The organism is Parachryseolinea silvisoli, assembly GCF_021190955.1.
Taxonomy (GTDB): Bacteria; Bacteroidota; Bacteroidia; order Cytophagales; family Cyclobacteriaceae; genus Ohtaekwangia; species Ohtaekwangia silvisoli.
Genome location: NZ_JAIOAO010000001.1, coordinates 1,252,896 through 1,277,886, shown reverse-complemented (window position 1 = coordinate 1,277,886; position 24,991 = coordinate 1,252,896). Strand labels below are relative to the sequence as shown.

The 24,991-nt window shown below is 47.2% G+C and carries 21 protein-coding genes and 1 other RNA gene; 17 read left to right on the top strand and 5 right to left on the bottom strand.

What is annotated here, in order from left to right; translation table 11 throughout:
• The 7 genes from K7P01_RS05270 to K7P01_RS05240 all read left to right on the top strand — a co-directional run bounded on the left by K7P01_RS05270 (position 1) and on the right by K7P01_RS05240 (position 7,774).
• On the top strand, positions 1–642 hold the full coding sequence (locus tag K7P01_RS05270) for an O-methyltransferase (RefSeq protein WP_267290621.1): 642 nt from the start codon (positions 1–3) through the stop codon (positions 640–642).
• Positions 643–665: 23 nt separating this feature from the next.
• Positions 666–2,618, top strand: a complete 1,953-nt coding sequence (locus tag K7P01_RS05265) for a LysM peptidoglycan-binding domain-containing protein (protein WP_267290619.1) — start codon at positions 666–668, stop codon at positions 2,616–2,618.
• Positions 2,619–2,760: 142 nt separating this feature from the next.
• A complete protein-coding gene (locus tag K7P01_RS05260) occupies positions 2,761–3,174 on the top strand; it encodes a response regulator (RefSeq protein WP_254085734.1) in 414 nt (137 codons plus the stop codon).
• Positions 3,175–3,225: 51 nt separating this feature from the next.
• Positions 3,226–4,158 (top strand): DUF3078 domain-containing protein, encoded by a 933-nt coding sequence (locus K7P01_RS05255; RefSeq protein ID WP_267290614.1) that lies wholly within the window; start codon positions 3,226–3,228, stop codon positions 4,156–4,158.
• A gap of 99 nt (positions 4,159–4,257) precedes the next feature.
• A complete protein-coding gene (locus K7P01_RS05250; RefSeq protein ID WP_267290612.1) occupies positions 4,258–5,823 on the top strand; it encodes a DUF853 domain-containing protein in 1,566 nt (521 codons plus the stop codon).
• Positions 5,824–5,843: 20 nt separating this feature from the next.
• Entirely contained in the window at positions 5,844–6,305 is a 462-nt protein-coding gene (locus K7P01_RS05245) for a hypothetical protein (RefSeq protein WP_267290610.1), read from the top strand.
• Positions 6,306–6,529: 224 nt separating this feature from the next.
• Entirely contained in the window at positions 6,530–7,774 is a 1,245-nt protein-coding gene (locus K7P01_RS05240) for a 7TM-DISM domain-containing protein (RefSeq protein WP_267290608.1), read from the top strand.
• A 32-nt stretch (positions 7,775–7,806) separates the two neighbouring features.
• Here K7P01_RS05240 and K7P01_RS05235 read toward each other — a convergent pair whose 3' ends face one another.
• Both K7P01_RS05235 and dnaX read right to left on the bottom strand, forming a co-directional pair.
• Positions 7,807–8,241 carry a hypothetical protein gene (locus K7P01_RS05235; protein WP_267290606.1) on the bottom strand — a complete coding sequence of 145 codons (435 nt, stop codon included), beginning with the start codon at positions 8,239–8,241 and terminating at the stop codon, positions 7,807–7,809.
• Between the two features lie 239 nt (positions 8,242–8,480).
• Entirely contained in the window at positions 8,481–9,602 is a 1,122-nt protein-coding gene (dnaX, locus tag K7P01_RS05230; protein WP_267290604.1) for a DNA polymerase III subunit gamma/tau, read from the bottom strand.
• Between the two features lie 162 nt (positions 9,603–9,764).
• Here dnaX and ssrA point away from each other — a divergent pair.
• The 8 genes from ssrA to K7P01_RS05190 all read left to right on the top strand — a co-directional run bounded on the left by ssrA (position 9,765) and on the right by K7P01_RS05190 (position 18,619).
• Positions 9,765–10,156, top strand: a transfer-messenger RNA (tmRNA) gene (ssrA, locus tag K7P01_RS05225).
• Between the two features lie 1,062 nt (positions 10,157–11,218).
• On the top strand, positions 11,219–11,905 hold the full coding sequence (locus K7P01_RS05220; RefSeq protein ID WP_267290602.1) for a sensor histidine kinase: 687 nt from the start codon (positions 11,219–11,221) through the stop codon (positions 11,903–11,905).
• A complete protein-coding gene (locus K7P01_RS05215) occupies positions 11,902–12,657 on the top strand; it encodes a LytR/AlgR family response regulator transcription factor (RefSeq protein ID WP_267290600.1) in 756 nt (251 codons plus the stop codon). The genes K7P01_RS05220 and K7P01_RS05215 overlap by 4 nt, the downstream gene beginning before the upstream one ends.
• A gap of 280 nt (positions 12,658–12,937) precedes the next feature.
• Positions 12,938–13,864 carry a DUF6268 family outer membrane beta-barrel protein gene (locus K7P01_RS05210; protein ID WP_267290598.1) on the top strand — a complete coding sequence of 309 codons (927 nt, stop codon included), beginning with the start codon at positions 12,938–12,940 and terminating at the stop codon, positions 13,862–13,864.
• Positions 13,861–14,736, top strand: a complete 876-nt coding sequence (locus K7P01_RS05205; protein WP_267290596.1) for a lysophospholipid acyltransferase family protein — start codon at positions 13,861–13,863, stop codon at positions 14,734–14,736. The genes K7P01_RS05210 and K7P01_RS05205 overlap by 4 nt, the downstream gene beginning before the upstream one ends.
• A 580-nt stretch (positions 14,737–15,316) precedes the next feature.
• Complete coding sequence (locus tag K7P01_RS05200; RefSeq protein WP_267290594.1) at positions 15,317–16,372, top strand: fatty acid desaturase; 1,056 nt, start codon at positions 15,317–15,319, stop codon at positions 16,370–16,372.
• A 220-nt stretch (positions 16,373–16,592) separates the two neighbouring features.
• Positions 16,593–17,741 carry a helix-turn-helix domain-containing protein gene (locus tag K7P01_RS05195; protein WP_267290592.1) on the top strand — a complete coding sequence of 383 codons (1,149 nt, stop codon included), beginning with the start codon at positions 16,593–16,595 and terminating at the stop codon, positions 17,739–17,741.
• 152 nt (positions 17,742–17,893) lie between these two features.
• Entirely contained in the window at positions 17,894–18,619 is a 726-nt protein-coding gene (locus tag K7P01_RS05190) for a DUF2306 domain-containing protein (protein WP_267290590.1), read from the top strand.
• Here K7P01_RS05190 and K7P01_RS05185 read toward each other — a convergent pair.
• The gene (locus tag K7P01_RS05185) at positions 18,526–21,216 is read right to left on the bottom strand and encodes a tetratricopeptide repeat protein (protein WP_267290588.1); all 2,691 of its coding nucleotides are present in this window, start codon (positions 21,214–21,216) and stop codon (positions 18,526–18,528) included. The genes K7P01_RS05190 and K7P01_RS05185 overlap by 94 nt on opposite strands.
• Positions 21,217–21,529: 313 nt before the next feature.
• On the opposite strand from K7P01_RS05185, the gene K7P01_RS05180 reads away from it, so the two are divergent.
• Positions 21,530–22,012, top strand: a complete 483-nt coding sequence (locus tag K7P01_RS05180) for a hypothetical protein (protein ID WP_267290586.1) — start codon at positions 21,530–21,532, stop codon at positions 22,010–22,012.
• A 220-nt stretch (positions 22,013–22,232) separates the two neighbouring features.
• Here the strand turns inward: K7P01_RS05180 and K7P01_RS05175 are convergent, their stop codons facing one another.
• Both K7P01_RS05175 and K7P01_RS05170 read right to left on the bottom strand, forming a co-directional pair.
• Positions 22,233–22,946: a LytR/AlgR family response regulator transcription factor gene (locus K7P01_RS05175; RefSeq protein WP_267290584.1), complete on the bottom strand. Its 714-nt coding sequence runs from the start codon at positions 22,944–22,946 to the stop codon at positions 22,233–22,235.
• A complete protein-coding gene (locus K7P01_RS05170) occupies positions 22,943–23,959 on the bottom strand; it encodes a sensor histidine kinase (protein ID WP_267290582.1) in 1,017 nt (338 codons plus the stop codon). The genes K7P01_RS05175 and K7P01_RS05170 overlap by 4 nt, the downstream gene beginning before the upstream one ends.
• Before the next feature lie 267 nt (positions 23,960–24,226).
• Between K7P01_RS05170 and K7P01_RS05165 the strand changes: the two genes are divergently transcribed.
• On the top strand, positions 24,227–24,973 hold the full coding sequence (locus tag K7P01_RS05165; protein WP_267290580.1) for a DUF3108 domain-containing protein: 747 nt from the start codon (positions 24,227–24,229) through the stop codon (positions 24,971–24,973).
• Positions 24,974–24,991: the final 18 nt, after the last annotated feature.

Below are 24,991 nucleotides of genomic sequence, written 5' to 3'. Positions count from 1 at the left end.
ATGAATATCCTGAACGAAGCCATCCAGCGGTACGCCGAGCAACACACCAGCGAAGAAAGCCCGTTGTTGAGTCGCATCAACCGCGACACCCATGCGCAGGTCATGATGCCCCGCATGCTGTCCGGACACTTGCAGGGACGGCTGCTGGCGATGATCAGCGCCATGATCCACCCCAGACGCATACTCGAGATCGGAACCTATACCGGCTACTCGGCGCTCTGCCTGGCAGAGGGCCTTGCTCCCCAGGGCAAGCTTATAACGCTCGACATTAACGAAGAGCTGGAAGGCCGCGTACGCAAATACATCGCCGATGCAGGCTTACAAGAAGCCATTGATTACAGAATCGGCGATGCCGGCACGCTCATTCCTGGCATAGATGAAGTCTTCGACCTGGTGTTTATCGATGCTGACAAAGAGCGTTACAGCAAGTACTACGACCTTGTAATCGACAAGATACGCCCCGGCGGGTTTATTCTGGCGGACAATGTACTGCGCGATGGCAAGGTGCTGGATGAAAAAACGGACAAGGATACCCGCGCCATACAGGAGTTTAATCGAAAGATTCACGCCGATCCACGGGTAGAGAACGTACTTCTTCCGGTTCGGGATGGTATTATGTTGTTGAGAAAAGTATCTTTGTAAAACTTTTTAATCTCTTCTTGACTATGATGCGATTACTCTTCGCGCTATTTTTTGCGGTATCGTATACCGTAGCGGCGCAGACGACACCGACACCTCAGGTCCCGCACAAGATGGCGTTCGCCGGCATCACGCTGACCATTCGCGACGATGCCCGCCGTGAAATACAAAAAGATGTAGATGCGCTTACCCAATCGCCCCGGCATCACAACATCAAGGTGGAACGTGCTAAGACATACTTCCCGATCATCGAGAAGATCTTTGCTGAAGAAAATGTCCCCGACGATTTTAAATACCTGGCGTTGCAAGAGAGCGCACTGATCGCAGATGCTGTGTCGGTATCCAATGCCGTTGGTTTCTGGCAGTTCAAGGACTTCACCGCCATGGAGATGGGCTTACGTGTAGACAAGCAGATCGATGAACGCATGAACATTGCGTCGTCCAGTCGTGCCGCTGCACGCTATTTCAAAAAGAACAACGCTTATTTCAACAATTGGATTTATGCGCTGCAAGCATACCAAATGGGTGCCGGCGCGGTGATGCGCAGCGAGAAAGATAGCCAGCCCGGAGCCCGGAGTATGGAGATCACCAGCAAGACGTATTGGTACGTCAAGAAATACCTGGCCCACAAAGTAGCGTTTGAAGACATGGTCAAAGGCGATGGACAGATCAAAGCCATGACCTACGAGAGTCAGAACAAAAAGTCGTTGAGCGACTTTGCCAGGGAAGTATCGATCGACGAGGAAGAACTGAAACTATATAATAAATGGACGAAATCTGGCGACATTCCGAGTGATCGTACCTACGTCATCGTCATTCCAGTGAAGGGAAATACCGGAGAAATCCGGTTACCGGATAATACCATTACCTCAAAAGCTGGTGAGACAGCCAAAAACAGTACATCGGTTTCTGCCCAAAAAGAGAGTCGCAGGAAGGTCAATGGAATCCCTGTTATCGAGGCCCGGCAAGGTGAGGGCGCGACCCAACTGGCTGCGCGTGCAGGCGTAGCGGTAGGTACATTTGTGAAGTGGAACGACCTGGAAAACTCGGGTACACTCACGGCCGGTCAGACATACCTGCTGGGTAAGAAACGCGCTCGCGCGGACAAGGCGTATCATACCGTGGTGGCCGGTGATAATCTGTGGAGTGTCAGCCAGCAGTATGGTGTACAGATAAAAAAGCTTAAACGCTATAATCGCATTGAGTCCGACCGCGACGTCAAGCCTGGCATGACCCTTTGGCTATCGGCCCGCAAGCCTAAAGACGGCGATAAGGTGCCTGCCGATACAAGACCTATTGAAATAGATAAATCGCAAACATTTGCATGGGGTGTAGACCCCAACGAAGGTAAGACACAGGTGCCGATCGTAACTACGACTACTCCTGTAACGGTGGTAACAATGCCTACACCGGCTACTACACCAGCATCAGTAACCGCTGTGCCACCGCCGGCAGACAGCGTGTCGGAAACGCTTGCGGATACAGTTGAAACGGCTGCAGAGGCTATCGATTCAGCCAAAGTCCTATTGCCTGAACGTATCGAAGTATCGGCACCGGTTGATAGTGCGGCAGTGAAACCGGTTGTGACCGAACCGATAATGGTTATAACTGTGCCCGATACACACATAGTACAACCCAAAGAGACCTTGTATGCCATTGCGCGTCAATACAACATCGGTGTGATGGACCTGGTGAACCTTAATAACCTTAACTTACAGGAAAGCATCAAGCCTGGTATGGTATTACGCCTGAAAGAGACGGCGCCCGCGGTTGAAAATACACCTGCACCCGCCATACCGGAGCGTGTTGAAACAACCAATAAGCCGGTGACGGAGGTGATCCATGAGGTAAAAGCAACCGATACTTTATACGGGATAGCCCGTAAGTATGGTGTGACCATTAAGGAGCTGACGGAGTGGAACAACAAGAAAGACTTCTCCCTTTCGGTGGGAGAGAAGCTGCGAATCCAGCAAAAATGATAAACCTTTTTTTAACTTTTTGCCGCTATTTATTACGTCTTTTCTGGAAATTGTGTCGCGGGTTCTCAAATATTGCAAAAAAGGATATTTTTGTGATTCGTGTTATATTAAAGGATGTGTAGACAGATTTACCTGACCATTGATGCAAACAGATATTAAAGCCATAGACCTGGTAATGCTTGTGGATGATAACGACACTGATAACTTTATCAGTAAACGTATCATTGAGATCACCAAGTTTGCCAAGCGTGTTGAAGTGAAAGGATCCGGAAAGGCAGCATTAGACTACTTGCGTGAAAATCAAAACGTTCCCGATAACCTGCCAAGCCTGATCTTTCTCGACATTAACATGCCGATCGTAGATGGCTTTGTATTCCTGTACGAGTTCGAAAAATTCAACGAGCTGGTACGCAACAAATGCAAGGTTATCATCCTGTCGAGCTCTGACAACAAGCGTGACATTGATAAGATCGTAAACAACAACCACGTCATAAAGTTTATCACAAAACCGCTGACAGAAGTTGCGCTGGACGAGATCAAACTAAACAACATCTGAGTTTTTCCGATACGGTTTTAATTGATATTTTTCGATCAAAACCCATGCAGTATGAAAAAGGACGATGTTGCACGCCTATTCCTGACCCTTGTTATTTTTTGTTTCCTTTTGGCCGGGCCGGTGGTCGGTCAGATCGTAAAGCCTGACAGCCTTTCGCCCTGGAAAAAGAAGCTTGTCTTCAACGCGAACTTAAATCAGGCCTCCTTCTCTTCCAACTGGAAAGCCGGCGGCGTAAACTCCATCGGGCTAAACACCGCATTCAATTATAAAGCCGGCTACAGAGACGGGCGTAATACGTGGGACAACGAGATCGACCTGCTGCACGGCTTCGTTAAAAACGCCGGCCAGGGCTATCGTAAGACCGTAGACCGCATCTTCGTTGATACCAAGTACGGCTATAGTATCAGCAAGTACTGGGACATCTTCACCTCTCTTAACTTCCAGTCGCAATTCGCGCCCGGCTATAAATACGACAAAGATGCGGCCGGACTCGAGCAGGCATCCCTTATTTCTGACTTCCTTGCCCCGGCGTTTGCCACCTCAGCCTGGGGTGTTGAATATCATCCCGTGCCTTACTTCAAGGTGCGTATCTCGCCTTTCGCACCGCGTGTTACCATCGTACGACACAACGACGGCCGATTTGTTGCGGTGGACTCCGTGGCGCCCTATGGCGTCGAAGTTGGAGAGACCACCCGCTTTGAATGGCTGGCATTCCAACTGCAGGCCGAGTTTGACAAAGAAATTGCCACCAACATCAATTTCAAATGGCGCTACCTCATGTATGCCAACTACGAAACCCTTAAAATGAAGACCATTGACCACCGCCTTGACCTCATGTTCAACGCCAAAGTAAATCGCTTCATCACGGTAGGTTTGGGCGGAATTCTGCTCTATGACTTCGACCAGGACAGCGGGGCGCAGGTCAGTCAGCTGTTCAACTTCGGGTTCGCTTACACGTTCCAGAACTACATGGATCCTAAATAGCGTATCCCCTCCATAACCATGGGAAAGGCCTGAAAACTCCAGGCCTTTTTCTTTTTGCCTGATCCGATAGTTTTAAATTGCGTAAAACTTGTCCGTCCCATGTCTCAGGAGAAATTCATTGAAACGATCACCAAAGCGTACGCCACCAATTTGCCGTCTATTTGCCTCGGCGCGGGTGTCTATCAAAGCGAGGTCGTAGCAGCCGCCAAAGTAAACCTGCCGTTGCGTATGATGAACCGTCACGGCCTGGTAACAGGTGCCACTGGTTCTGGTAAGACCCGCACGCTCCAGCTCATGGCCGAGCAGCTCTCTGCCGCCGGGGTGTCGGTGTTTATGCCCGATATGAAAGGGGACCTTTCCGGCATGGCCAAGGAAGGCATCGTAACCGATAAGATCACCGAGCGCACACAGGCCATCGGCATCCACTATACACCCACAGGTTTCCCCGTAGAAATATATTCGCTTAGCGGCAAGCTAGGCGCGCAGATGCGTGCCACGGTGACGGAGTTCGGCCCGGCCTTGCTCAGCAAGATCCTCGAGCTGAACGAAACACAGTCAGGGGTATTGAACATCCTCTTTAAGTATGCCGATGATAAATCATTGCCCATCGTCGATTTCAAAGACCTGAAGAAGGTACTCAACCACCTGACAGAAGGCCCTGGCGCAGCGGAGATCAAAAGTGACTACGGCAAGATCTCTTCGGCTACCGCGAGCACCATCTTGCGTAAGATTGTTGCGCTCGAGCAGCAAGGCATCGACCAGCTCTTTGGTGAAACGTCGTTCGATATCGAGGACCTTTTCGAAAAGGTAGACGGCCAGGGCGTTATTAGCTTACTGAACGTATCGGATGTACAACATCAGCCTGCTATATTCTCTACCTTTCTGCTGGCGTTACTGGTAGAAATATACCAGCGCATGCCCGAGGCCGGCGATCTCGACAAGCCCAAGCTGGTATTTTTCCTCGACGAAGCGCACTTGCTGTTTAAAGACGCTCCTAAAGTGTTCCTGGACCAGATCGACCAGATCATCCGCCTCATTCGTTCCAAAGGGGTTGGTGTATTCTTCTGCACGCAGGTAACACAAGATATACCACCTTCCGTACTGGCGCAGCTTGGCAACCGCGTACAACACGTCATCCGTGCGTTTACCCCCAACGATGCCAAGGCCTTACGAGAAACGATCAAGACCTTTCCAAAATCGGCTTTCTACGATATGGAACAACAGTTCACGCAGTTGGGCATTGGCCAGGCTTTCATTACCGTACTGAACGAAAAAGGCATACCGACAGAGACTGTCGTGGCACACTTGTCACCGCCGGCATCCTTCATGGGGCCGCTGACGACAGATGAATACAATCAGGTACTGACCCAGTCTGATCTGTATAAAAAGTATAAAGACTCCGTCGATCCACAGAGTGCATTCGAGATGCTAAACGAACGCATGCAGGAGTTACAGGACGACGCCGAAGAAAAGAAAGCTGCCGGGCGCGCGGAGGCACCGGTACGCCGCACAACATCCCAGCGACGCGAGAAATCAACGTTTGAAGAAGTTATTTCATCGCCCGTGGCCAAACAAGTAGGTCGCGAGGTGGTGCGCGGTATCTTTGGCATGCTGTTCGGGTCAGCTCCCCGTACGTCGCGGTCGCGTCGTAAGAGTATATTTTGATAACCGCGATCAACGAGCCTATGTGGGAAGACGATGATACCGAAGACGGCGACGCTGAGTTCGACCCCGAGAAAGAACGGAGGCGCATGGAGGCATTGCCCATCTTCCAAAAAGCGGAAGAGATACGCGACATGACGCGCCGCATCATAGATTCCATTGACGACGAAGAGGTAAAGATGATCCACAGCAACATTATGCTCGAAGACTCCATTGTTATACCCGCCAAGATCGCCAGCGCCGAAGCGGTCGACGACTTCATCCTCAAGATGGAGAACGCGACCATCGTCAAGATTCACGCCCGTAGCCTGCAAGCACAGGCAGCCTCGTTAATCTTCGAGGAAGTCCTTCCCGAAGAGTACCTGGTGTTACTTCGCAAAGAGATTGAGACGTTTCGTTTGTTGTTTCGCGCCTGGATCAAAACCTTTCACCAGGCCAAAAAAGAAGGCGATGGCTGGGGCCTTTTCGTTGACGAAGACCAGTAGTTATCACCGCAACTAATATAGTAAAGATGATTCGCAACAGATATTACCCATTGCACCCGGATAATTCCGGTATTAGCGGGAAAGGTGACATCTTTTTAAAGTGTTCACCGTGCTAGAACACTTTTCTTTTCTACCTTTGTCTCGATTAAAACCTGTTTTGCTGAAGAATTCCCAATGCTTCAGCTTTCCCTCATTACATGTTTAATTAATTTATACCTGTCTGTATGAGGGATCGTATCATTTGCTTAGTCATAGCATGCATGGCCATGGTGTATAGTGCCCAGGCACAATTTACCGTCCGGGCAGAGGGCGGCGTGCTTGATGCCCGTCATTGGAATTTCCAGGAGCATAACCTTGCGCTGACAGGCTATTGGACGCACTATCCCAATGAGCTAGTAACGCCCCGGGAAACCCGCGCCAGGAAAGGCCAGATACACTTTCTGCCCGAACTTTGGAACGAAACCACACCCACCGGAAAAGGCCAGGGCTATGCCACCTATCAGCTCAAAGTCCTGTTGCCGGACACCATTCACCAACTTGCCGTAGAAGTGCCGCAGCTCTACAGCTGCTATACCCTCTGGGCCAACGGCCTCGAGATAGCGTCGGCGGGTGTTGTGTCTGACAAAGGGGAAACGGCGGTACCCCAATGGATACACCAGGCCGGCGTCATCTCCATGGATCCTGCCGATACGCTGGTCCTTGTGTTACAGATTGCCAACTTTCATCACTATAAAGGTGGTATAAAAGACCCCATCATGCTGGGCTTGTCTACAAATATCCGCGATCATGCCTTCTATGCCATTACCGCTTCGGTCATTGAGTCGGCGGTATTGTTTACGCTTGCTCTTAGCTTTTTGATATTGTTCATGGTCCGTCGGCAACGCGTCGTACTATACTTTGCTTTCCTATGTCTTAGCTGGGGCGCACGTGCATGGTTCTCGAATGTATATCCGGTAACAGCCTTCTTCCCGTCTATACCGTGGGCGTGGGTCGTGCGTATGGAATACCTCACGCTCTATTCAGGCATTGCCTGGGCGGCCCTGTTCCTGCATGCACTGCTGGAAAAGCTCAGTCACCAGCTCATACCGTATATTGTGGTGATATTAAACGTATCGTTTGCCATGTTCACACTCTTTACACCTGCGCTGGTATACTCGCGTTGGGTTGGCCTCTATTTGGCGGTAGCAGCCTGCGTACTGCTATATGCAGCTGTATTGGCCATTCGCGCATTGCTGTTTGAGCAGGCCGGCGCATGGTATATGGTGGGGAGCATTATTACAGGTGTGGCCATGTTTGGATACGACATCGTAGCCTACAACAAAGGCGGCGTGTATGATTTTATCTTCCTCAGCATCGGCTACCTGCTCATCTTCTTACTGACGACAGTCGTGCTGTTATACCACCTGAACGTGTTCAAAAGCCACGGCGAAAAGCAAGTGCTTACCTACGAGGACTTCTTCAAAAAATAAGGCATACGTGGAGGTCGAATAGAAACCCCGGCTTAGAAGTCGGTGTCCAGCCCCAGGCGATCTTTCATCTCGCGCAAGACAGGATTTTTCTCCAGCAAGTGATCGAACTTCTCCCGCGGCGTATAGAATACGCGCTTGGACTCGTCAATTTCCACGATCTTGGTTACGATCTGAATGGAATTGTTTTTAAGCCGTTCGCGAATAAACGCCGACAGCTGCAGTCGGATGTTATTCAGCATTGTCTCCTGCACCAGGTGATGAAGGTGTACGGTGATTACGGGATGCGTAAAGTCGTAAGGTTGCGTCAGCAGCTGATACTCGGCGGGTAGATTTTTGCGTTGCTCGGCAAATTCATTCCAAGCGGCCTGGAGTTGCTCCGGGGTAAAAGGCTGATCGGCTTCCACCGGCACATCGTTCGCAGCGGCGTCTTTCTTCGGCTCCACCTTCAGCAAGCTAGTTAGCTTCACCGTGGTTTTCGGACCCGACTGAAAGCGCGACTTCTCGGCATAGTTTGGCTTGAGCGTAGGGATGTTAATGCCGCCGGCGTCCTCAGTGCTTTCCGTCGCGGGCGGTGCCGTATTGACAGGCGCTGCAGGCTGTGCAGCAGGAGTAGAAATAGCAGGAGCGATGGTCGGAGCGGCCGTCGAAGTAGCCGTAAGAACTGCGGGAGCTGCGTTTGCAATGCCCGGAGAGCCTTCTTCAGACTCTACACTAATTTTTTTTTTAAGCCTACCGCATCGGTAAGTCCATTCCCAGAGAGCTGATCAGCCTTCAATACAGCACCCACATGTGCCATCTTCATCAGGGCCAGTTCCACTGTCAAGCGCTGGCTCTTGCTGCCTTTATAGTGAATGTCGCACTGGTTGGCCAGGTTCAACCACGTCAGCAACAGCGACGGCGGAGAAATCTGCGCCTGTTGGGCGTATTTCTTTTTCACGCTGTCGGGTACCTCCATGAGGTTCACCGTGCGGGCATCTTGCGACACCAGCAGGTTGCGCAGGTGCTCGCTCAGGCCCACGATAAAATTATGGCCGTCAAAACCCTTTCTCAGGATCTCGTCCAGCAGCATAAGGGGCTGTGTATGATTCTGTGTCAGCAACGCATCTACTACCTGGAAGTAATAGTCGTAGTCCAGGATGTGGAGGTTCGCCAGCGTGCTCTTGAAGGTCACCCCTTTGCCCGCTGCGTAGGTCACCATCAAGTCGAAGATGGAGAGCGCGTCGCGCAGGGCGCCGTCGGCTTTCTGGCTGATCAGGTGCAGCGCCTCATCCTCTGCCGGAATGCCCTCGTGTGTGGCAATCTTCTTGAGGTGATTGGCAATATCGCTGATTTGAATACGATTGAAATCGAAGATCTGGCATCGCGACAGAATCGTCGGGATAACCTTGTGTTTTTCCGTTGTGGCCAGGATAAAGATGGCATACGACGGCGGCTCCTCCAGCGTCTTCAGGAACGCGTTAAAGGCCGCGTTCGAAAGCATGTGCACCTCATCGATGATGTACACCTTAAATTTGCCGAATTGAGGAGGGTAGCGAACCTGGTCGATCAGGTTCCGGATGTCTTCCACAGAGTTGTTGGACGCGGCATCCAGCTCGAAGATATTCAGGGAGTTGTTCTCCGTGCGCTCTTCAAAGCCGTTGATGAGGCGGGCCACAATCCGCGCGCAGGTGGTTTTACCCACCCCCCGGGGACCGCAAAACAGCAGTGCCTGAGCGAGCTTGTTATTATCAATGGCATTCTTGAGCGTTGTGGTAATGTGCTCTTGGCCAACCACTTCGTCAAACCCCGTGGGGCGGTATTTCCGTGCCGAAACAACAAAATTCTCCATGCGGTCCGCAAGATAGAATGAGAAGTCTGAACTTGAAAACACAAGCCTTAAACTTTTGGAAAATGCCTTCGCGCAGCACTTCCTTCTCCGCCGGAACCGCAGAGTGAATACTTTTGTTATCTTTGCACCCCCCGTTTTCCGTTCTTTGAATACAACACAAATGGGGCCGACCGGTTTTGACAGGATGCTTGAGACCGTGTATAAGCATGCAGGCTCATAGGATGAGAGCCTTGAAAGATGGTCCTAAATCATACTTGGCGAGTCTAACTACGCCATGGCTGCCTAATTTAGCTAAGCTAAATTACGCCTCGTCCCGATAAGATCGGGAAAGCCATCATCGCCCAGCGCTACCGTTTTGCAGGTGCTGATCCGCGGTGTCGTTATGCAAATCCGCTCCGTGCCACGTTACTAAGCACGGCTAAGACACAGTGACTAAGGGGTGTTTTAGGCTGTTGCCTGCCTTGACGCTCCCGACAATAAAAAGCAAATAAGCATGTAGAAGACCCGGGATTCATCTTCTCTGGACGAGGGTTCGACTCCCTCCGGTTCCACCCAAAGGGAAAACTGAAAAGTTTTCCCTTTTTTTATGTCTAAAAAACGAGGATGCGATATTGGCAATATATCACACCATGGAACTCGCAATTCTGTGACAGTCGAGTTGGATGAAATAGGCCAAATTGTTCTTCCAGTGCATTCGGCGGGCCGCCTATGCGGCAAAGATGATCTTGTCGGAGCCTTTCATTTTGTAAGCAGTCAGATCGCCCGGTAAACGTGATGTCTCTGAGAAATGCCATACGTGTTGTTTTAAAGGTTTTGAAAAAAAATCTTAAAAATGCCGCATAGTGCCCGTCAGCGTCACGCTCACAACGACCGGGATGTTCCCTTGATCCAGGGATGTTCTACCCTGAAAAGTGGTAGATCATCCGTGGTTCATCCGTGGAACATCTATAGAAGAACCCTGTGGCAGACTCGAAGGAAGGTCGTCTTTGAAGGCGTTTGCAGAGACACTGTTTCGATCCGCCACGAACATCCGTCCCCTGTGGTCGTCGCTATAAAACAACGCAAAACGTTTCTTTTCATCGTGTCAGATCTGATCCAACATGTGGTTAACATGTGATATGTATGTGCTATAGACGTGATCGGAAGATGATCCGAAGAACAATACTAAAAATTAGTGACGGCGTCTTCTCGATTAAATTCATCATCGAAAAAATGAACTTCATCAGAAAGCGCAAGACATTCAGCTTTATCTCTTTGCGAAGCCTTATTTTTGAGACATGGGGCAAATTAAAAAAATAAGCGCAAAAAACCTGCTAATATTCTTCGCTTCAACAGTGATTTATGCTTTGTGCCAGATGCTATTCAGCGTTATTCTGATGAAAGAAGACATACGGAATAACTTCCATATTCAATTGTCTGCCCATTATGTAGTAATCTTTACGATGTGTATAGCAGACTACGGTCTATTGATATTCTTGAATAGGTATTTACCCTACTCAAAAAATATATTCTATCGAATCCTGGCCAGCACGACAGGGATAATTCTGATCACCTTGATGCTCCTGTGGATGTTTAATTACATCATATACGACATAGTCAATATTTCCAGAGAAGGCATGCCTTCAGTCCTTATCAAGTTTGCCCTTGGATTGGCTGCAAACATCCCTATTCTGTTAGTGTTTGAGCTGATCTACTACTTTCAGTCAGAACAAAAGGCCATAGCCGATTCCGAAAAAGCGAAACGCGAAGTTTTGCTATTTCAGCACGAAACGTTAAGAGCACAAATAAACCCGCATTTTCTGTTTAATTCACTGAATGTATTGTCTTCTTTAATATATGTAAATTCGGATAATGCCAATAAGTTTACAAAAGCGCTCTCAAAGACTTATCGATATGTGCTTTCGCTTACCCGGCAGCCAGTGGTTTCTGTTGCGGAAGAATTAGATGCCCTGGATGCTTATATGTTCCTGATGAGGATGAGGTTTGAAAACTCCTTCACTTTCACAATAAACAAAATAGCCGGTTGCGAAAGGAACAAGATTATTCCTCTTACCCTGCAATTGCTACTGGAGAATGCCTTTAAACACAATATCGCTACCGAAGAATCACGATTGAATATAAAAATCACCATCGATAACGACTATGTTACGACTGAAAACAACATTCAGCCATCAAACGACGCAGATAAAGGGGGAATCGGACTGAAATACATCCGTAAGCAATATAAGCTGTATGCAAAAGATGTTATTGTTGAGCATGCAGGAAATATGTTTATTGTAAAAATCCCCTACATACAGCCATGAAATACCTTATAGTGGAAGATGAGCGGTTTGCATACCAGGAGCTGAAAAGGATGATAACAAATTTACGGCCCGATTATCTATTGGAAAAGCAAACCAAGACAGTCATAGATACGATCGGTTTCCTGAAAGCATTTTCTGTTGACCTGATTCTAATGGACATTCGTCTCGCAGATGGCAGCTGCTTTGAGATATTCAATCATGTAGACGTAAAAACGCCAGTTATATTTACTACCGCTTACGACGAACATGCCATCAAAGCGTTTAAACTGAATAGCGTCGATTACCTGTTAAAACCTTTTGACGAAAAGGAATTAGAGGCCGCGCTAACTAAGTTTGAAAAGATATTTCATAATCACGCTGACAAAATCAGCCGGCAGAATTTTGAACAGATATTATCTACCAAAGCCAAAAATCGTTTTCTGATATCAAAAGGAGAAAACTATCATTATATAGAAACGGCAGATATCGGCCATTTTTATAGCGAAGACGGGGTCGTTTTTCTCCATACATTCAACGATAAGCGATATATCATTAACTATACGTTAGACCAATTAGAGCAACAGCTTGATAGCCGTTTGTTTTTTCGTGTATCGCGTAACTGTATCGGAAATGTGAAGGCTATTGAAAATGTTACCAAATACTTTAATAGTCGCCTGAAACTTTCATTTTCACCTCAATGTCCGCATGAGGTTCTGGTAAGCCGCGTACGTGTCCCGGACTTCCTGAAATGGATGGACGGGATTGTAGACTGACGCTGAACTTGATATACTCCTCCCAATCCTTCGTCGTTCCTTTTCTGACTTTAAGACAGGTAATACAATGCCATGAATCGTGCGTTTTATGCAATCGATTCTTTCCGCTATTTCTCAGGCGGCTACCTCAGTAGCCAAATTTAAGACCATTTCATTTTAGCCAATTTACACTTCAGCCAGCCGATTCTGAAGTCTACCATCTATTGCTTTCTGTTCAGCCCGATTCATTATTCCTTTACTCAAAAGTAATCTGCACGCTTAAATAAAAACTTAAAATCACATGAAGTTAACATCATTATTATTAGCCACGTTGGCAACACTCTTTTGTCTGGAAGGAAAGACGCAGACAGTGTCCTTCAGGACAGAGTACATGGGAAGTTCTGGCTACTATTACCTGCCGCCGGGCGACAAACCAAAAGAAAAAATCGGTGATTCAAAAGGCTCCGCCGTTGTCTACCAGGGATCGGTTAATATACCACTGTCTATGAAGTTAGATAGCAACAAACGTCCGACTGCCTGGGGCATTGGCTTCGGCGGGGCATACGTTTCTTTGAAAAATAAAAACTTCACGGAACCCATGGTTTCCGAAATCATGAATATCCAGGTAGGCGTTTATCATTTGCGTCCGTTGAACGAAAAATGGTCCATGAGAGCAAGTCTTGGGATGGGCATATTTACTCCATCAACTGATTTCTCCAAAATCAGTTTCAAAAATGTGCTCGGAAGCGGAGGTGTTGTCTTCATCCGACACCTGAAACCGAACCTGGATATTGGTGGAGGTGTGTCTGTAAATAGCTCTCTGGGATATCCCATGATATTTCCCGCAATTTACCTTAACTGGAGGCTTAAAGGAAAACTTGATGTAAACGTTGAGCTGGTCGAAGGCTTGGAGGTGTCGGCAGGGTATGGCTTCAATGACATGTTTAAACTATCGTATGCTATTGAAATGAACGGGCAGGTCGCCTTGTTAAAAAGGAATGGAAAAGATGTAATATTCTCGCATCAATACATCGTTACGGGTTTCCGTCCGGAAGTAAAATTTGGAAAATCAGGGCTATCAATGACCGGTATGGTAGGGCTGAACCTATACCGTCCCGCCTCTTTTATAGATAGGACCTTAAAGGGAGTATTCGCATCAAATAATGATTATTATTTCTCCGTTTCTCCGTACGTGTCACTTGGTTTGAAAATTAAATTAAAACAATGAAAGTAAAAAAAGCCTTGGGGATTGTTGCACATCGAAGTGTTTACGCTGCAATGTATGCGCTAAGCCTACTTCCAATGACATTCTTGTACGCAATGGCCTCTTTTACTTTTTTTCTTGCTTACTACATTATTGGCTACAGAAAGGGAGTAGTTATTCAAAACGTAGCACGGTCCTTTCCAGATAAACGATATGGTGAAATTCATGCTATTGTAAAAAAGTTCTATGCTTGCTTGGCGGCGCATTTTGCCGAGATCATTAAAAGCGTTTCCGTTCCTGCGGAGGTGCTCGATAAGAAACTGGTGTTTGAGAATTTGGAATTAATAAATCGATACACAGACGCTGGAAGAAACGTCATTGCCTGCCTCGGGCATTGTGGAAATTGGGAGATGCTCAATTTTATCCCACATAAAACTCATCAGGAGGTATATGCTGTTTACACGCCTTTTGGATCGGCAACAATGAATACAGTGATGAGCCAACTCCGGACTCGTTTTGGCCTGAAGTTAATACGTGATACAAAAGTTATACGTCATATTCTATCGAAGACATCGCCTCCTTCCGTCTATCTGTTTCTAACAGACCAGTGCCCTCCTTTTAAGGAAGAAAAATACAAGTTTACTTTATTGAACCAGGAAGCGTACGTCTTTTCCGGCATGGAGAAATCGGCACGTGCAAGTCGATCGGCAGTCATTTACCTTAATATTACGCAACTTTCTAAAGGAAGTTATAAGATAGCCTGCGTACCAATATGTTCCAGCGCAGAGTCCACAAATGATGGCGAAATAACACAAAAGTATGTTGACTTGTTGTCAGAGAATATCAAAGAAGAACCTTACGGCTGGTTGTGGACGCATAGACGATGGAAATTGTAAACAATGGCCTAATGGATATGTATTAGGAGTTGCCAGGGCTGATGTCATTGGCGGTTTATCGCTATACTTGGCTTGTGTTGAAAGCCCCGACTTTTGGGAGACTGTGGAAAACATTAATCATTCTGTACTTTATTTACGGCAGGCATCAGTTCCAACTTTCAATCGGAATCAGCCGAGTCTGTTAAACCGACCGTTGTCTAAAACCAGGAGGAAAGTAGATGCTGGCGGTCCCATGCTAAAGAAAGCTATCCTGGATATTCGCGTTTTGGCCTCCCCTGGCTGCTGGAGAGGCAAGATGTTTTCATGCCAGTGATGGAGAAAAACGTTAAACTGAGTCGACTGTGTAAAAAACACATCGAGCCTTAATACGTTGTTGGAAGCGTCGGAGGAATGAAAATACCTGCCGTTAGGAGTTGGCTCGATATTTTTATAATATCTACAGATGCAGTTTGGATGAAAATACGGTTAAACGCAATATGTGTGGTAGCGATGGCGTTATTAACAAACATAGTTTAAATTGCCTGGTCAGGAACGGTTACAGTGCACCGTAAAATTGGTAAGGAGAAGGAGGATATTCAGCATGGCATTTATTGATAGGGTATTACAGGTTCCATCCTATAAGTGGGCAGATGACGACGGCAATCTTGTGGAGCCTTCAACCAGGCAGCTCTGGACTGAAGCATTTAAACGGACGAACGTATTCAGATCGAAAAAGAATTGGATTCCATTTATTAATTGGGCTACTGCTGTGGCCATGCTTCCCTTTGTTTATTTTTTCCTGGTGGATTACTTTTCATGGCTTCTTGTCGCCGCCTCGGTTATTTATGCCATGATTGTCATGAGCACGCACGGAACTATCTGGTATCACCGGTATAGCACACATCGTGCCTACACCTTTACAAGTCCTGTATGGCGATTCATTACCCAGAACTTGGTGGTGAGAACATTCCCCGAGGAGGTTTATGTAATCTCTCATCACGTTCATCATGTAAAGTCGGATAATCCCGGCGATCCTTACAATTCGCACGCAGGCATAATGTACTGCATGCTGTCAGATGTTAATCACCAGGCTATTGCTAAGGACTTGAATGAAAGCGAATACAAAAAGGTTTCCAACTTCATCAGCCATACTGGAATCGTGATCAATGGTTATAAAAAATACCTCAAATGGGGATCTGTTGCCAATCCACACTACACCGTCCTGCTGTTGTTAGTGAACTGGGCATTCTGGTTTACAACATTCTCACTTATCGGTGGTCCGGGTCTCGCATGTGCGTTGTTTACAGGGGCGTTCTTCTGGTATGTGCTCGTACGTGCATTTAATTATACGGGCCATGGTAGCGGACAGGTCAAGCATGTTGATGGAGTTGACTTTGATAGGAGTAATTTGTCAATCAATCAGACCCGCCCCGGAATTTTTTCTGGCGAATGGCATAATAACCATCATATGTATCCTGACAGCGCCCGGGCCGGTTTTTTGAGGTATCAGCTTGACCTGGCCTGGATTTATATTTATTGCATGCATAAGATAGGTGTGGTTGGCAGGTACAATGACTCAAAGAAAGAATTTCTTAAACGCTTCTCTCATGAGATCGGTCGTGGTAACCACAATGCTATCAAGTCCCGCGATGTTTGATAGTCTCTTCCAGGCTATTTTCCACAAACATAATCCATGCATTGATATGGATTTTTTTATGTCAAGGTGTTTGATTTTTTATATACTCTCATAATCAGCCAGAGTGAAAATGGTTTTGGATCTGTTTTCCCACCATGTCGGTAACGTGATGCTTTCAAGGGAGGATTTTGAGGCGTCGCCGGAATTATCGAGATTTGAGAAGTAAAAATACCTTAGGACAGTGTTCTACGTAGCCGCAATATCACTTGCATTCTTTCTGACGCTCATACTCTTTACAAAGCGTGGCAAAACCCAAGCTGATCAGTTACTGGCGTACTGGCTGCTGATCATCGGAATTCACTTAATACTTTTCTACATAGCATTAACGGTTGATCCATATTACCAGCCTTACTTAATCATCTATCTTCCGTTTCCGTTAGCACATGGTCCAATGCTATTTCTTTATACAGCATCGATCACCGGTTTACAGTCCGGACTCACCCGAAAGTGGGGATGGCATTTTCTTCCTTTTCTTTTGTTCTGCATTCTGTTGATTCCGTTTTTTCTTTTGCCGCATGCAGAAAGACTTGTTGTATTTTTCAACAAAGGACGCGGCTATGAGTGGATGCTCGGCCTCCATAAGATAATGATTGTGATCTCTGGTGTTGTTTATGTTTCACTGTCCCTTTGGATATTAAGAAAACACAAGCAGACTTTGCGCGATCGTTTTTCGAAAGTTGAAAAGATCAATCTAGTATGGCTTCGTTATCTGATCTATGGGATTGGACTGATCTGGGTTGCTGTCTTTTATGGCGATGATGTAATCATCTTTTCGATGGTTGCGCTGTTTGTTATGGTGTTGGGTTACTTTGGCGTGAAGCAGGTAGGCGTATTTACGGAAGGATTTTTTCCACTTTCAGCCGATGGAAGCGTGGTGACTGAACCGGATAGCTCAAATGAAATGCAAAGTGTTTCTTTCACACCGATTGAAGAGAAGGGAAAATACCTGAGGTCCGCATTGTCGCAGCAGTTGGTGACTGAGATACACCTGAAACTCAAGCAGGTGATGACCGAGCACAAGCTGTTTCTTAACCCGGAACTCACGTTAGCTGAACTTGCCGGTAAACTGGAAGTACATTCAAACCATTTATCGCAGGTGATCAATTCGGCTGAGGGCAAAACATTCTATGACTTTATCAACACTTTACGCGTCGACGAATTTAAAAGGCAAGTAGCCTTGCCCGAAAATCGAAAATACACCCTTCTGGCGTTGGCCTTTGAATGCGGGTTTAACTCCAAGACGGCCTTTTACAGGAATTTCAGGAACGCTACAGGTCAATCACCTACAGACTATCTCCGGAAGCAGCATATTGAGATAAAGGACATTTAACTTTGTCCCGAGGACGCGTTCCACTTTACAGGGAGTCTGAAAATCAGTGAGATACCTCGAAGCAAGTCCCTGCAATTCACTTGTTCCCACCTTATGGATCGGGACGTTTTAATGGAATAGTAGTATTCTATTTGTGTCATAACAAATTGCAAATGAATACTGCTTCCGTCAGATCAATCGCAAAAGTGGCACTCAGTTTACCGCTCATATTGCTCATCCTGCTGATTGGCTTGTACCCGCTCAAGTTTTTGGATGGCCAAAGGGTTGGGATTCTGACTGTGAAAACGGATGCGCTTCTGAACAACCAAATCTGGAATATCTTCTTCTACTTACATATCATGTTCGGTGGACTTGCATTGCTGATTGGGTGGCTACAGTTCATTGAAGCGCTGCGGCGAAAATACAGTACTATTCACCGTGCCATTGGGAAGGTATATGTGCTCGCGGTATGGCTCAGTGGTTTCGGGGCAACCTACATTGTTTTCTTTGCCGAGGGAGGTGTTATCGCGTTTTTTGGGTTTGCATTCGGAATCGCAGCCTGGATCTTTTTCACGATCAAAGGGTATACGGACATTCGTTCAGGCAACGTTAGCCAACATAAAAAATTGATGCTCTACAGCTACGCCACCTGCCTTGCCGCCGTTACACTTCGCATAGAGCTTCCGCTATTGGTTATGCTCACCGATGACTTCGTGCTTTCATATCGGATAGTTTCATGGATATCCTGGGGAGCGAATTTGATGGTGGCTTTTGGGATTGTGAAAGGGAGTGTCTCAAATCAACTTCAGCTTTTCACCTCCCGATCATCCGGTATGGGCAGTACAACGCGAAATACCGAGCCTTTATCCGGCTCCGACGTTACTTCGATGGAGCCGTGAAGCACGTCGACTTGTGATTTGATGAGGTAAAGACCTATGCCCCGGCCCTCCACGTGGGTGTGAAAACGTTTATAAAGCTTGAACAGGTTTTCATTGTGCCGCGCGACGTTAAAGCCCAGCCCGTTGTCGGCGATCTCGAAGACAGCATTTCCATTCTCGCGCCAGCTCGAGGCAATGACGCGCAACGCCCGTTGGGGTGAACGGTATTTGATCGCGTTGCTCAACAAATTGTAAAAAATACTTTGCAGCATCGCTCGCACGGTACGGATCTCCGGCAATGCACCGAAGTTGGCGATGATCTCTTCCTGGCCGGTAAGGCTATCTTGTAACAGGCTTTTGCTCTGGCTCCATTCCTTTTCTAACGGCACCGTTTCCAGAAACTGATGTGGCTCGTTGCGCAGTTCGAGTATCTTGCTTAGGTCGTTGATGATCAGATCGAGATCGGAAGCCGTTCGCCCGATAAACTCGACCAGTTGTGTTGTTTCGATCAACTGCTTATCGATCCTTGCCAGTTCTGCAAGCCCCAGCAACCTCGCCACCGGACCGCGTAAGTTATGCGATACGGTGTATGAGAACTGGAGTAGTTCGTTGTTGTGTTTGATCAGCTCGCTGTTGGTGCGCTTAAGCTGTGCCGTTTTTTCTTCGACAACTTTTTCCAGGTTCCGGTTGACGTCGGAGATCGCGCGGTTGGACTCGGCCAGTCTATCGGCCTGCACCTGAATCTCTTCTTTCTGTTCGGAAACTTCCTGGTACAACTTTTTCAATTCCCGATGTGTGTCATGCAGCTTATCGGCCTGCGCAACGATGCTGGCATTTTTTGCGGTGATAGAAACGTTGAAGCGATAATACATCAACACCAATCCGCCAAGCAGAGCCATGCCGGCGAGACCGCCGATGATGAGCGTGGACTGTTGTTTGAGCTGAGCCTCCTGGAGCGATAATTTGTTTTCAGCAAGCTCCTTGTCTTTTTGCAAGACCTGGATGTTGCGTTCGTGTTGCTCGATTTCTTCGATCTTCTCCAGGTTTACAAATCTTCGGGCCACGTCGACTTTGTGAATGGAATCGCGGAGCTGCGAGGCCAGCAGCGAATATTGCAGTGCCTCCTGATACCGTTTTTGTGCCATCAGCAGGTCTCTGCGTGTGGTATAGTTGAGCACGAGAATCTCAGGAGCACCGTCGGCATACATCTGCGACTGCTCCAACGACGCGATCGCGTTATCGAAGTTGCGTAGCCGGTAGTAGGCATCGCCTAATCGCCAGTACGACCAGGCAAGCCCGTAGTTATACTCCACCTGCGTCGCCAGTGCCACCGCTTCCTGATAATAACGGATAGCAGCGGGGTAATTTTTCTGTTTGCTTTCCAATGAGCCAAGCCGGCTCAGGGTTTCACTTTTCCCCCGGATGCTTCCCACACCGGAATAAATTCTTAGAACAGAATCGAGACATTTGCGCGCTTCGTCGAACTTGTTCATGTCTGTGAGCAGGACGCCTTTCAGCGTAAGCACATTGGCACGCTCGGCCAGCAATAATTTTCTCGGATAGAGCACGATGGCATCGTCGGCCATGTGTAATGCCTGCGATGTGTTGCCTAACTGCTGATAGATCCAGCCGATCTGGATGCGAATGATCACGGATTCCGCATCGAAGTGACGAACCTGGCTTAACCTCAACGCATCATACAGGTTGCTAAGCGCCAACTCGTATTCGCCGCGAGCCGTAAAGACTTTGCCCAGATCGATCAGCAGGGTGACATACTTTCGTAGCAACGATTTTTTTAGAAAGTAATTCCGCGCCGAATCGAAGAGGATATCGGCCTGGGTATATTTCCCTCGTTGAAAAAGCGTAAGCGCCCTGATGTGACGCAGGTCGTTCAGGTTCTCCTCATCTTCAGGGCGGTTGCTCACAAAACCGTCGGCTTCGCGCAACAGGTTTTGCGCGTCGGAAAATTCGTTCAGGTCTATTTTCGCTTTGATCTTGGCGACCAGCGCTTCTACGAGCAGCGTCTTGTTCGGGAGCATCCGGCGTATGCGGATAGCACGGTCGAAGTAGTAGAGCTGCGAGTCCGTCTGGTACCGTTGACCATACAATGCACCGAGGTTTCGATAAATCTTCGAGAGCGTGCGCGGATCGGTGCTGTCCTGGAAGATCGCCCGGCTTTGGTTAAAGAAACGAAGCGCCGAATCCATCTCCACCTCTTCGAGGCTGCAGTTGCCGAGCTGCAGCAACGTATAACCATAAAGCGCTTTGTCGCCTGCTCGTTTGGCCAAAAGCAGCCCGGTATTCAGATCGCGATGGCCTTCAGGAAGCTGGCCTGACAGATATTCGTGGACACCCAGGTATGTACGTGCGCGTGCTTCACCTTTCAGGTAGCCGATTTTTTTACTCAGGCCCAGCGCCTCGGTGTTGTAGGCGAGTACTTTTTCCGTGTCAATGGTGATGAATTCGTAGGTAAGCAGGTTGAGAATATCAACCCGTGATTCCCCTGTAACGTTTGCGAGCTTTTGTTCTAAGCTGTCCGTGAAGTTGGATTGTCCGGCAAGCAAGCCGGGCAACAGGGTTAGAAAACACGCTAAGAGGTAAACTTTTCCGCTTCTCATCGGGCCCTCGTGGTCAATATAAAAGTAAAGGTACGACTAAAACAAAGAGCAGAAGCAGGAAGTGCGGGGGAGTGTTTTTTTCGCTTAAAACAGCAAAAAATGGCGTTTAAACATGGTCTTTCCTTCACGGCGCAGCATCCGCGACGGTCACGCGTCAGCGGGCTTTTTTTATGTCAGAATATATAGCGATTTTGTCGGATAGATTATGTCAGGTAGACCTTTATTATCCGTTTTAACGGATCTGCGATGCAGAAATTTTAACGTATGGATTTTGTTTGCAATCTGTTCTGGCTGTGTGCCCCTCCAACAACAGATGTCTGAAAACGAGGACCAGGAAATAGACGGCTTTGTGTGTCCGCTCGTAATCGATGAGCAGAAAATCAATCAGGTTGCGCCGTTGAAATTTTCTGATAAGCTGATTCTGAAGGATCCCTTTCAATCCTATAATAACATCACGTATGCGAGCACATTCGATGGGAAAACCGTATTTATCCGCAGTTGTGATTGTCTGAGCGATGTCAAGGTCATTCAAAATAAGCTTTCGCTCATTCATTCCTACGGTGGAGGTGAGAGTAATCGGACGAGCACGAAGTTACTATGGAATGGCAGGCATTATAAAAATGCAAAAGGTGAACATGTCGTAGATCTCATGTTGTTTGTAGATACAAACGATACACGGAGAGCCCTTTTTCGCGAACGAAAAATGCTGGAAATTGCGCCTGTGCAAATCAAAGAAGCGAAGTTTGTCTGGATTAACCTGGTGGGGTATGATCAGCAAATCAAGTATGCCTACTAATTGCCAGTTATCGATAAGATCATGAACAGCTATACATCGGCCATAAACGGGCAAAACTGGCGGGCGTAGACCAGGAAAGTATTGTCACGCTTCCGATTGGCGCCAAAGAGCATGAACATTTGCGCCCCTGTCTTGAGTTAGCCAAGAGCTCGGAAATAGTGATAGTAGGTCGCAAAAAGGCACGTGTGCTTTTTATGATCGCTACATCCGGAAAATAGAGTTAGAATATCCTCTTCTTTACAATCTCCATAAACCGATCCCTAAACTTATCGCTAATCGGGATTTGTTTATTGCCGATGTAAATGTGGTTGTCCTGCACTTTGTTGATCAGCTCTGTATTCACAATGTAGGAGTTATGCACCCGTACAAAGGGAGACGCCAGTTGCTCGTCGATATCTTTCAGACGGCGGTAGATCAGCAAGTCTTCCGTGGAGGTTACCAGTCTGACGTATTCTTTTTCACCCTCGAAATAAAGTACCTCTTTCAGGAGTATCTTTTGCAGTGTCTTGCCCGACTTGACAAAGAAATAGTCGGCATCGGCTTTGTGAGCACTTATTGCCGCGGGCGACGTTGTTTTAGTAAAGGCAGCCTCAATTTTTTGCGTGGCCGCTAGAAAACGTTTCAGGGTAATTGGTTTGAGCAGGTAATCTATGGTAGCATAGCCATAACTCTCCGCGGCATACTCGGCATAGGCCGTTGTAAACACTATCTTCGTTTCGGGAGGCAATAGACCGGCAAGCTCCATGCCGGATAGATGAGGCATGGTAATGTCCAGAAAAATAAAGTCTACTGCGTTATTCTTTAAAAAGGCCATGGCCTCTAGCGCATTGTAACATTTAGCCAACAATGTCCATTGTGTTGTTTGCGCTATTAAGACTTCTAATAGATTGACGGCGTTTGGCTCGTCGTCGACAATGATACACTTTAGGGTCATAGTAACGGAATGTTTAAGGACGCTTTGAAAAGCATGCCCACGGTCGACGTCTGTAATTGAAAATTGTTGCCGTAAAGCAGCTCCAGGCGTTGACGCAGGTTGGAAATGCCAAAGCCGGTAGAGGGTGAGTTTTGTGGCTGCTCGGGTAACGAATTAATCGTCGTGAACGTGAGCCGTTGGTCCTCCTGGATCAGCGAAATTTCCATTTTATTGTGGCTGCTGCTCTTGTCAATGCCGTGTTTGAAAATATTCTCGACAAACGTCATCAGTAACATGGGCGGCACGGTAACGTCTGCATCGTACCGGGTGATGAAGCTGATGTCGATCTCGTGGCGAATCCGTATTTTCTCAAGGGCTATGTAATTTTCCAAAAACTGAGCTTCGGTCACCAGCCTGACTTTTTGCTTGGGGCTTTCATCCACAAAGTACCGCATAATGTCGCTTAGCCTTTCAATGAGCCTGGCCGTGCGCGGTGCTTCGAGGTACGCCTCGTAATAGATATTATTGAGCGTGTTGAACAGAAAGTGCGGCTGCACCTGCGACTTTAACAGGTTCAATTCTGCTTGCTTACGCTGGGCTATCATTTCTTCCGACTGCTGTTTCAGGGTGAAGTAAGCAATCGCTATCCTGAAAACGAAGCTTAGCATAAATACCATTAAGCCGCCAAATACAGAATTGTAAAAGATCTTCAGACTCAGGTGCTCGGGCTGTTGAGCAAACCATAGATTGTAAACGTGCACGCTAATCACGATTCGTAATGCGCCCGTCGCCAGCAGTAGTCCGATAACGGCGACTATGTATAAAAACACACGCCCTTTTTGATACAGCGGATATAACAAGGAAATATTGCCATAAACAATGGCTGCATAGAAGCAAGTATTTAAGGCGGCATAGATAACAGCCTGTGCAAAAGGGTCCATTTGCATGAGTGATATGGCGATCACCAGGAAAACAAATATCCAGACGATCCATTGCAGCTGCACCAGTGTAGGCTTGTTCTTAAAGAGTTGCATGCGCTAAAAATACAAAGCTTTTTGCAAGGCCATTGTTTTTTTAAACCCGTCGCCAGTTTTATTCAACGGTTTGGCGGATGTAGCGCTTTTGAGACATTGGGACAAACTGTTAAAAATAATATCCAATGTATTGAAACAACATACACAAATCGCCCGGATACAAGAGTTTTGCTATCGACACACTAAATCAACTAAAGTATGAAAATAGCGAAATTGAAATTTGCGTGCACGACAGCCTTACTGACCATTTTATTGATATCCGTGCGAATGGAAAGTGCGGTGGCACAGGTTGATACCATCAGGTTAAAAGATAAGCGACTGAATACGTCAGCCCTTAAACCGGGTATGCGCCAATATTTGGTTTACTTCCAAATGCCGCAGTCACCCAAAACATTGCGTTACTGGTTTTGGCTGCGCAATACGCAGGTACAAAAAAGCAATGGTGAAAGCGTTTTTGTAACCACTCAAAATTGGTATGGCAGCGATACCGCAAGCTATCGATCGGTTTATTCTGTTAACAGAGTTAGTGATTTTTCACCCGTTTACCACTCAGAAACAGTCGGCGGGAAAAACAAATCATTTAATTGGAGTGCTGACAAAGTTACCGGTGCGGATACAGTGGCTGCGAACACACAAAAGAACTTTGTGATGAGCTATACAGACCCCTGTTTTAATTGGAACCTGGATATAGAGACATTTGAGATGCTACCGTTGGCGGCTGGAAAAATCTTTGTTATTAATTTTTATGATGCGGGCTTGGGTAACCCCAACTACGTCAAATACACCGTAATAGGGAGTGAAGAGATCAGGACGTACGACAACCAAAAGATAGACTGCTGGAAACTGTATACTGAAAGTGATTTTAAAGGACAGCGGGCCACGCAAACCTTTTGGATCAGCAAAAAAGGACACGAGTTTCTGAAGGAAGAGGATGTTTTTCCTGGCGGATATCGGTACAAAATAAAGATGCCGGCGATGGCTGTAGATTTATTGCCGAGGTTTACGGGAAAGTGATTTGATAGTCGCGTCCGG

Bases quoted from the DNA above. Each gene is read 5' to 3' on its own strand.
- K7P01_RS05185 (WP_267290588.1), bottom strand. From the start codon at position 21,216: ATGAGAAGCGGAAAAGTTTACCTCTTAGCGTGTTTTCTAACCCTGTTG.
- K7P01_RS05260 (WP_254085734.1), top strand. From the start codon at position 2,761: ATGCAAACAGATATTAAAGCCATAGACCTGGTAATGCTTGTGGATGAT.
- K7P01_RS05170 (WP_267290582.1), bottom strand. From the start codon at position 23,959: ATGCAACTCTTTAAGAACAAGCCTACACTGGTGCAGCTGCAATGGATC.
- K7P01_RS05165 (WP_267290580.1), top strand. From the start codon at position 24,227: ATGGAAAGTGCGGTGGCACAGGTTGATACCATCAGGTTAAAAGATAAG.
- K7P01_RS05245 (WP_267290610.1), top strand. From the start codon at position 5,844: ATGTGGGAAGACGATGATACCGAAGACGGCGACGCTGAGTTCGACCCC.
- K7P01_RS05200 (WP_267290594.1), top strand. From the start codon at position 15,317: ATGGCATTTATTGATAGGGTATTACAGGTTCCATCCTATAAGTGGGCA.
- K7P01_RS05240 (WP_267290608.1), top strand. From the start codon at position 6,530: ATGAGGGATCGTATCATTTGCTTAGTCATAGCATGCATGGCCATGGTG.
- K7P01_RS05220 (WP_267290602.1), top strand. From the start codon at position 11,219: ATGCCTTCAGTCCTTATCAAGTTTGCCCTTGGATTGGCTGCAAACATC.
- K7P01_RS05250 (WP_267290612.1), top strand. From the start codon at position 4,258: ATGTCTCAGGAGAAATTCATTGAAACGATCACCAAAGCGTACGCCACC.
- K7P01_RS05205 (WP_267290596.1), top strand. From the start codon at position 13,861: ATGAAAGTAAAAAAAGCCTTGGGGATTGTTGCACATCGAAGTGTTTAC.
- dnaX (WP_267290604.1), bottom strand. From the start codon at position 9,602: ATGGAGAATTTTGTTGTTTCGGCACGGAAATACCGCCCCACGGGGTTT.
- K7P01_RS05265 (WP_267290619.1), top strand. From the start codon at position 666: ATGATGCGATTACTCTTCGCGCTATTTTTTGCGGTATCGTATACCGTA.
- K7P01_RS05180 (WP_267290586.1), top strand. From the start codon at position 21,530: ATGTCTGAAAACGAGGACCAGGAAATAGACGGCTTTGTGTGTCCGCTC.
- K7P01_RS05175 (WP_267290584.1), bottom strand. From the start codon at position 22,946: ATGACCCTAAAGTGTATCATTGTCGACGACGAGCCAAACGCCGTCAAT.
- K7P01_RS05255 (WP_267290614.1), top strand. From the start codon at position 3,226: ATGAAAAAGGACGATGTTGCACGCCTATTCCTGACCCTTGTTATTTTT.
- K7P01_RS05215 (WP_267290600.1), top strand. From the start codon at position 11,902: ATGAAATACCTTATAGTGGAAGATGAGCGGTTTGCATACCAGGAGCTG.
- K7P01_RS05190 (WP_267290590.1), top strand. From the start codon at position 17,894: ATGAATACTGCTTCCGTCAGATCAATCGCAAAAGTGGCACTCAGTTTA.
- K7P01_RS05270 (WP_267290621.1), top strand. From the start codon at position 1: ATGAATATCCTGAACGAAGCCATCCAGCGGTACGCCGAGCAACACACC.
- K7P01_RS05210 (WP_267290598.1), top strand. From the start codon at position 12,938: ATGAAGTTAACATCATTATTATTAGCCACGTTGGCAACACTCTTTTGT.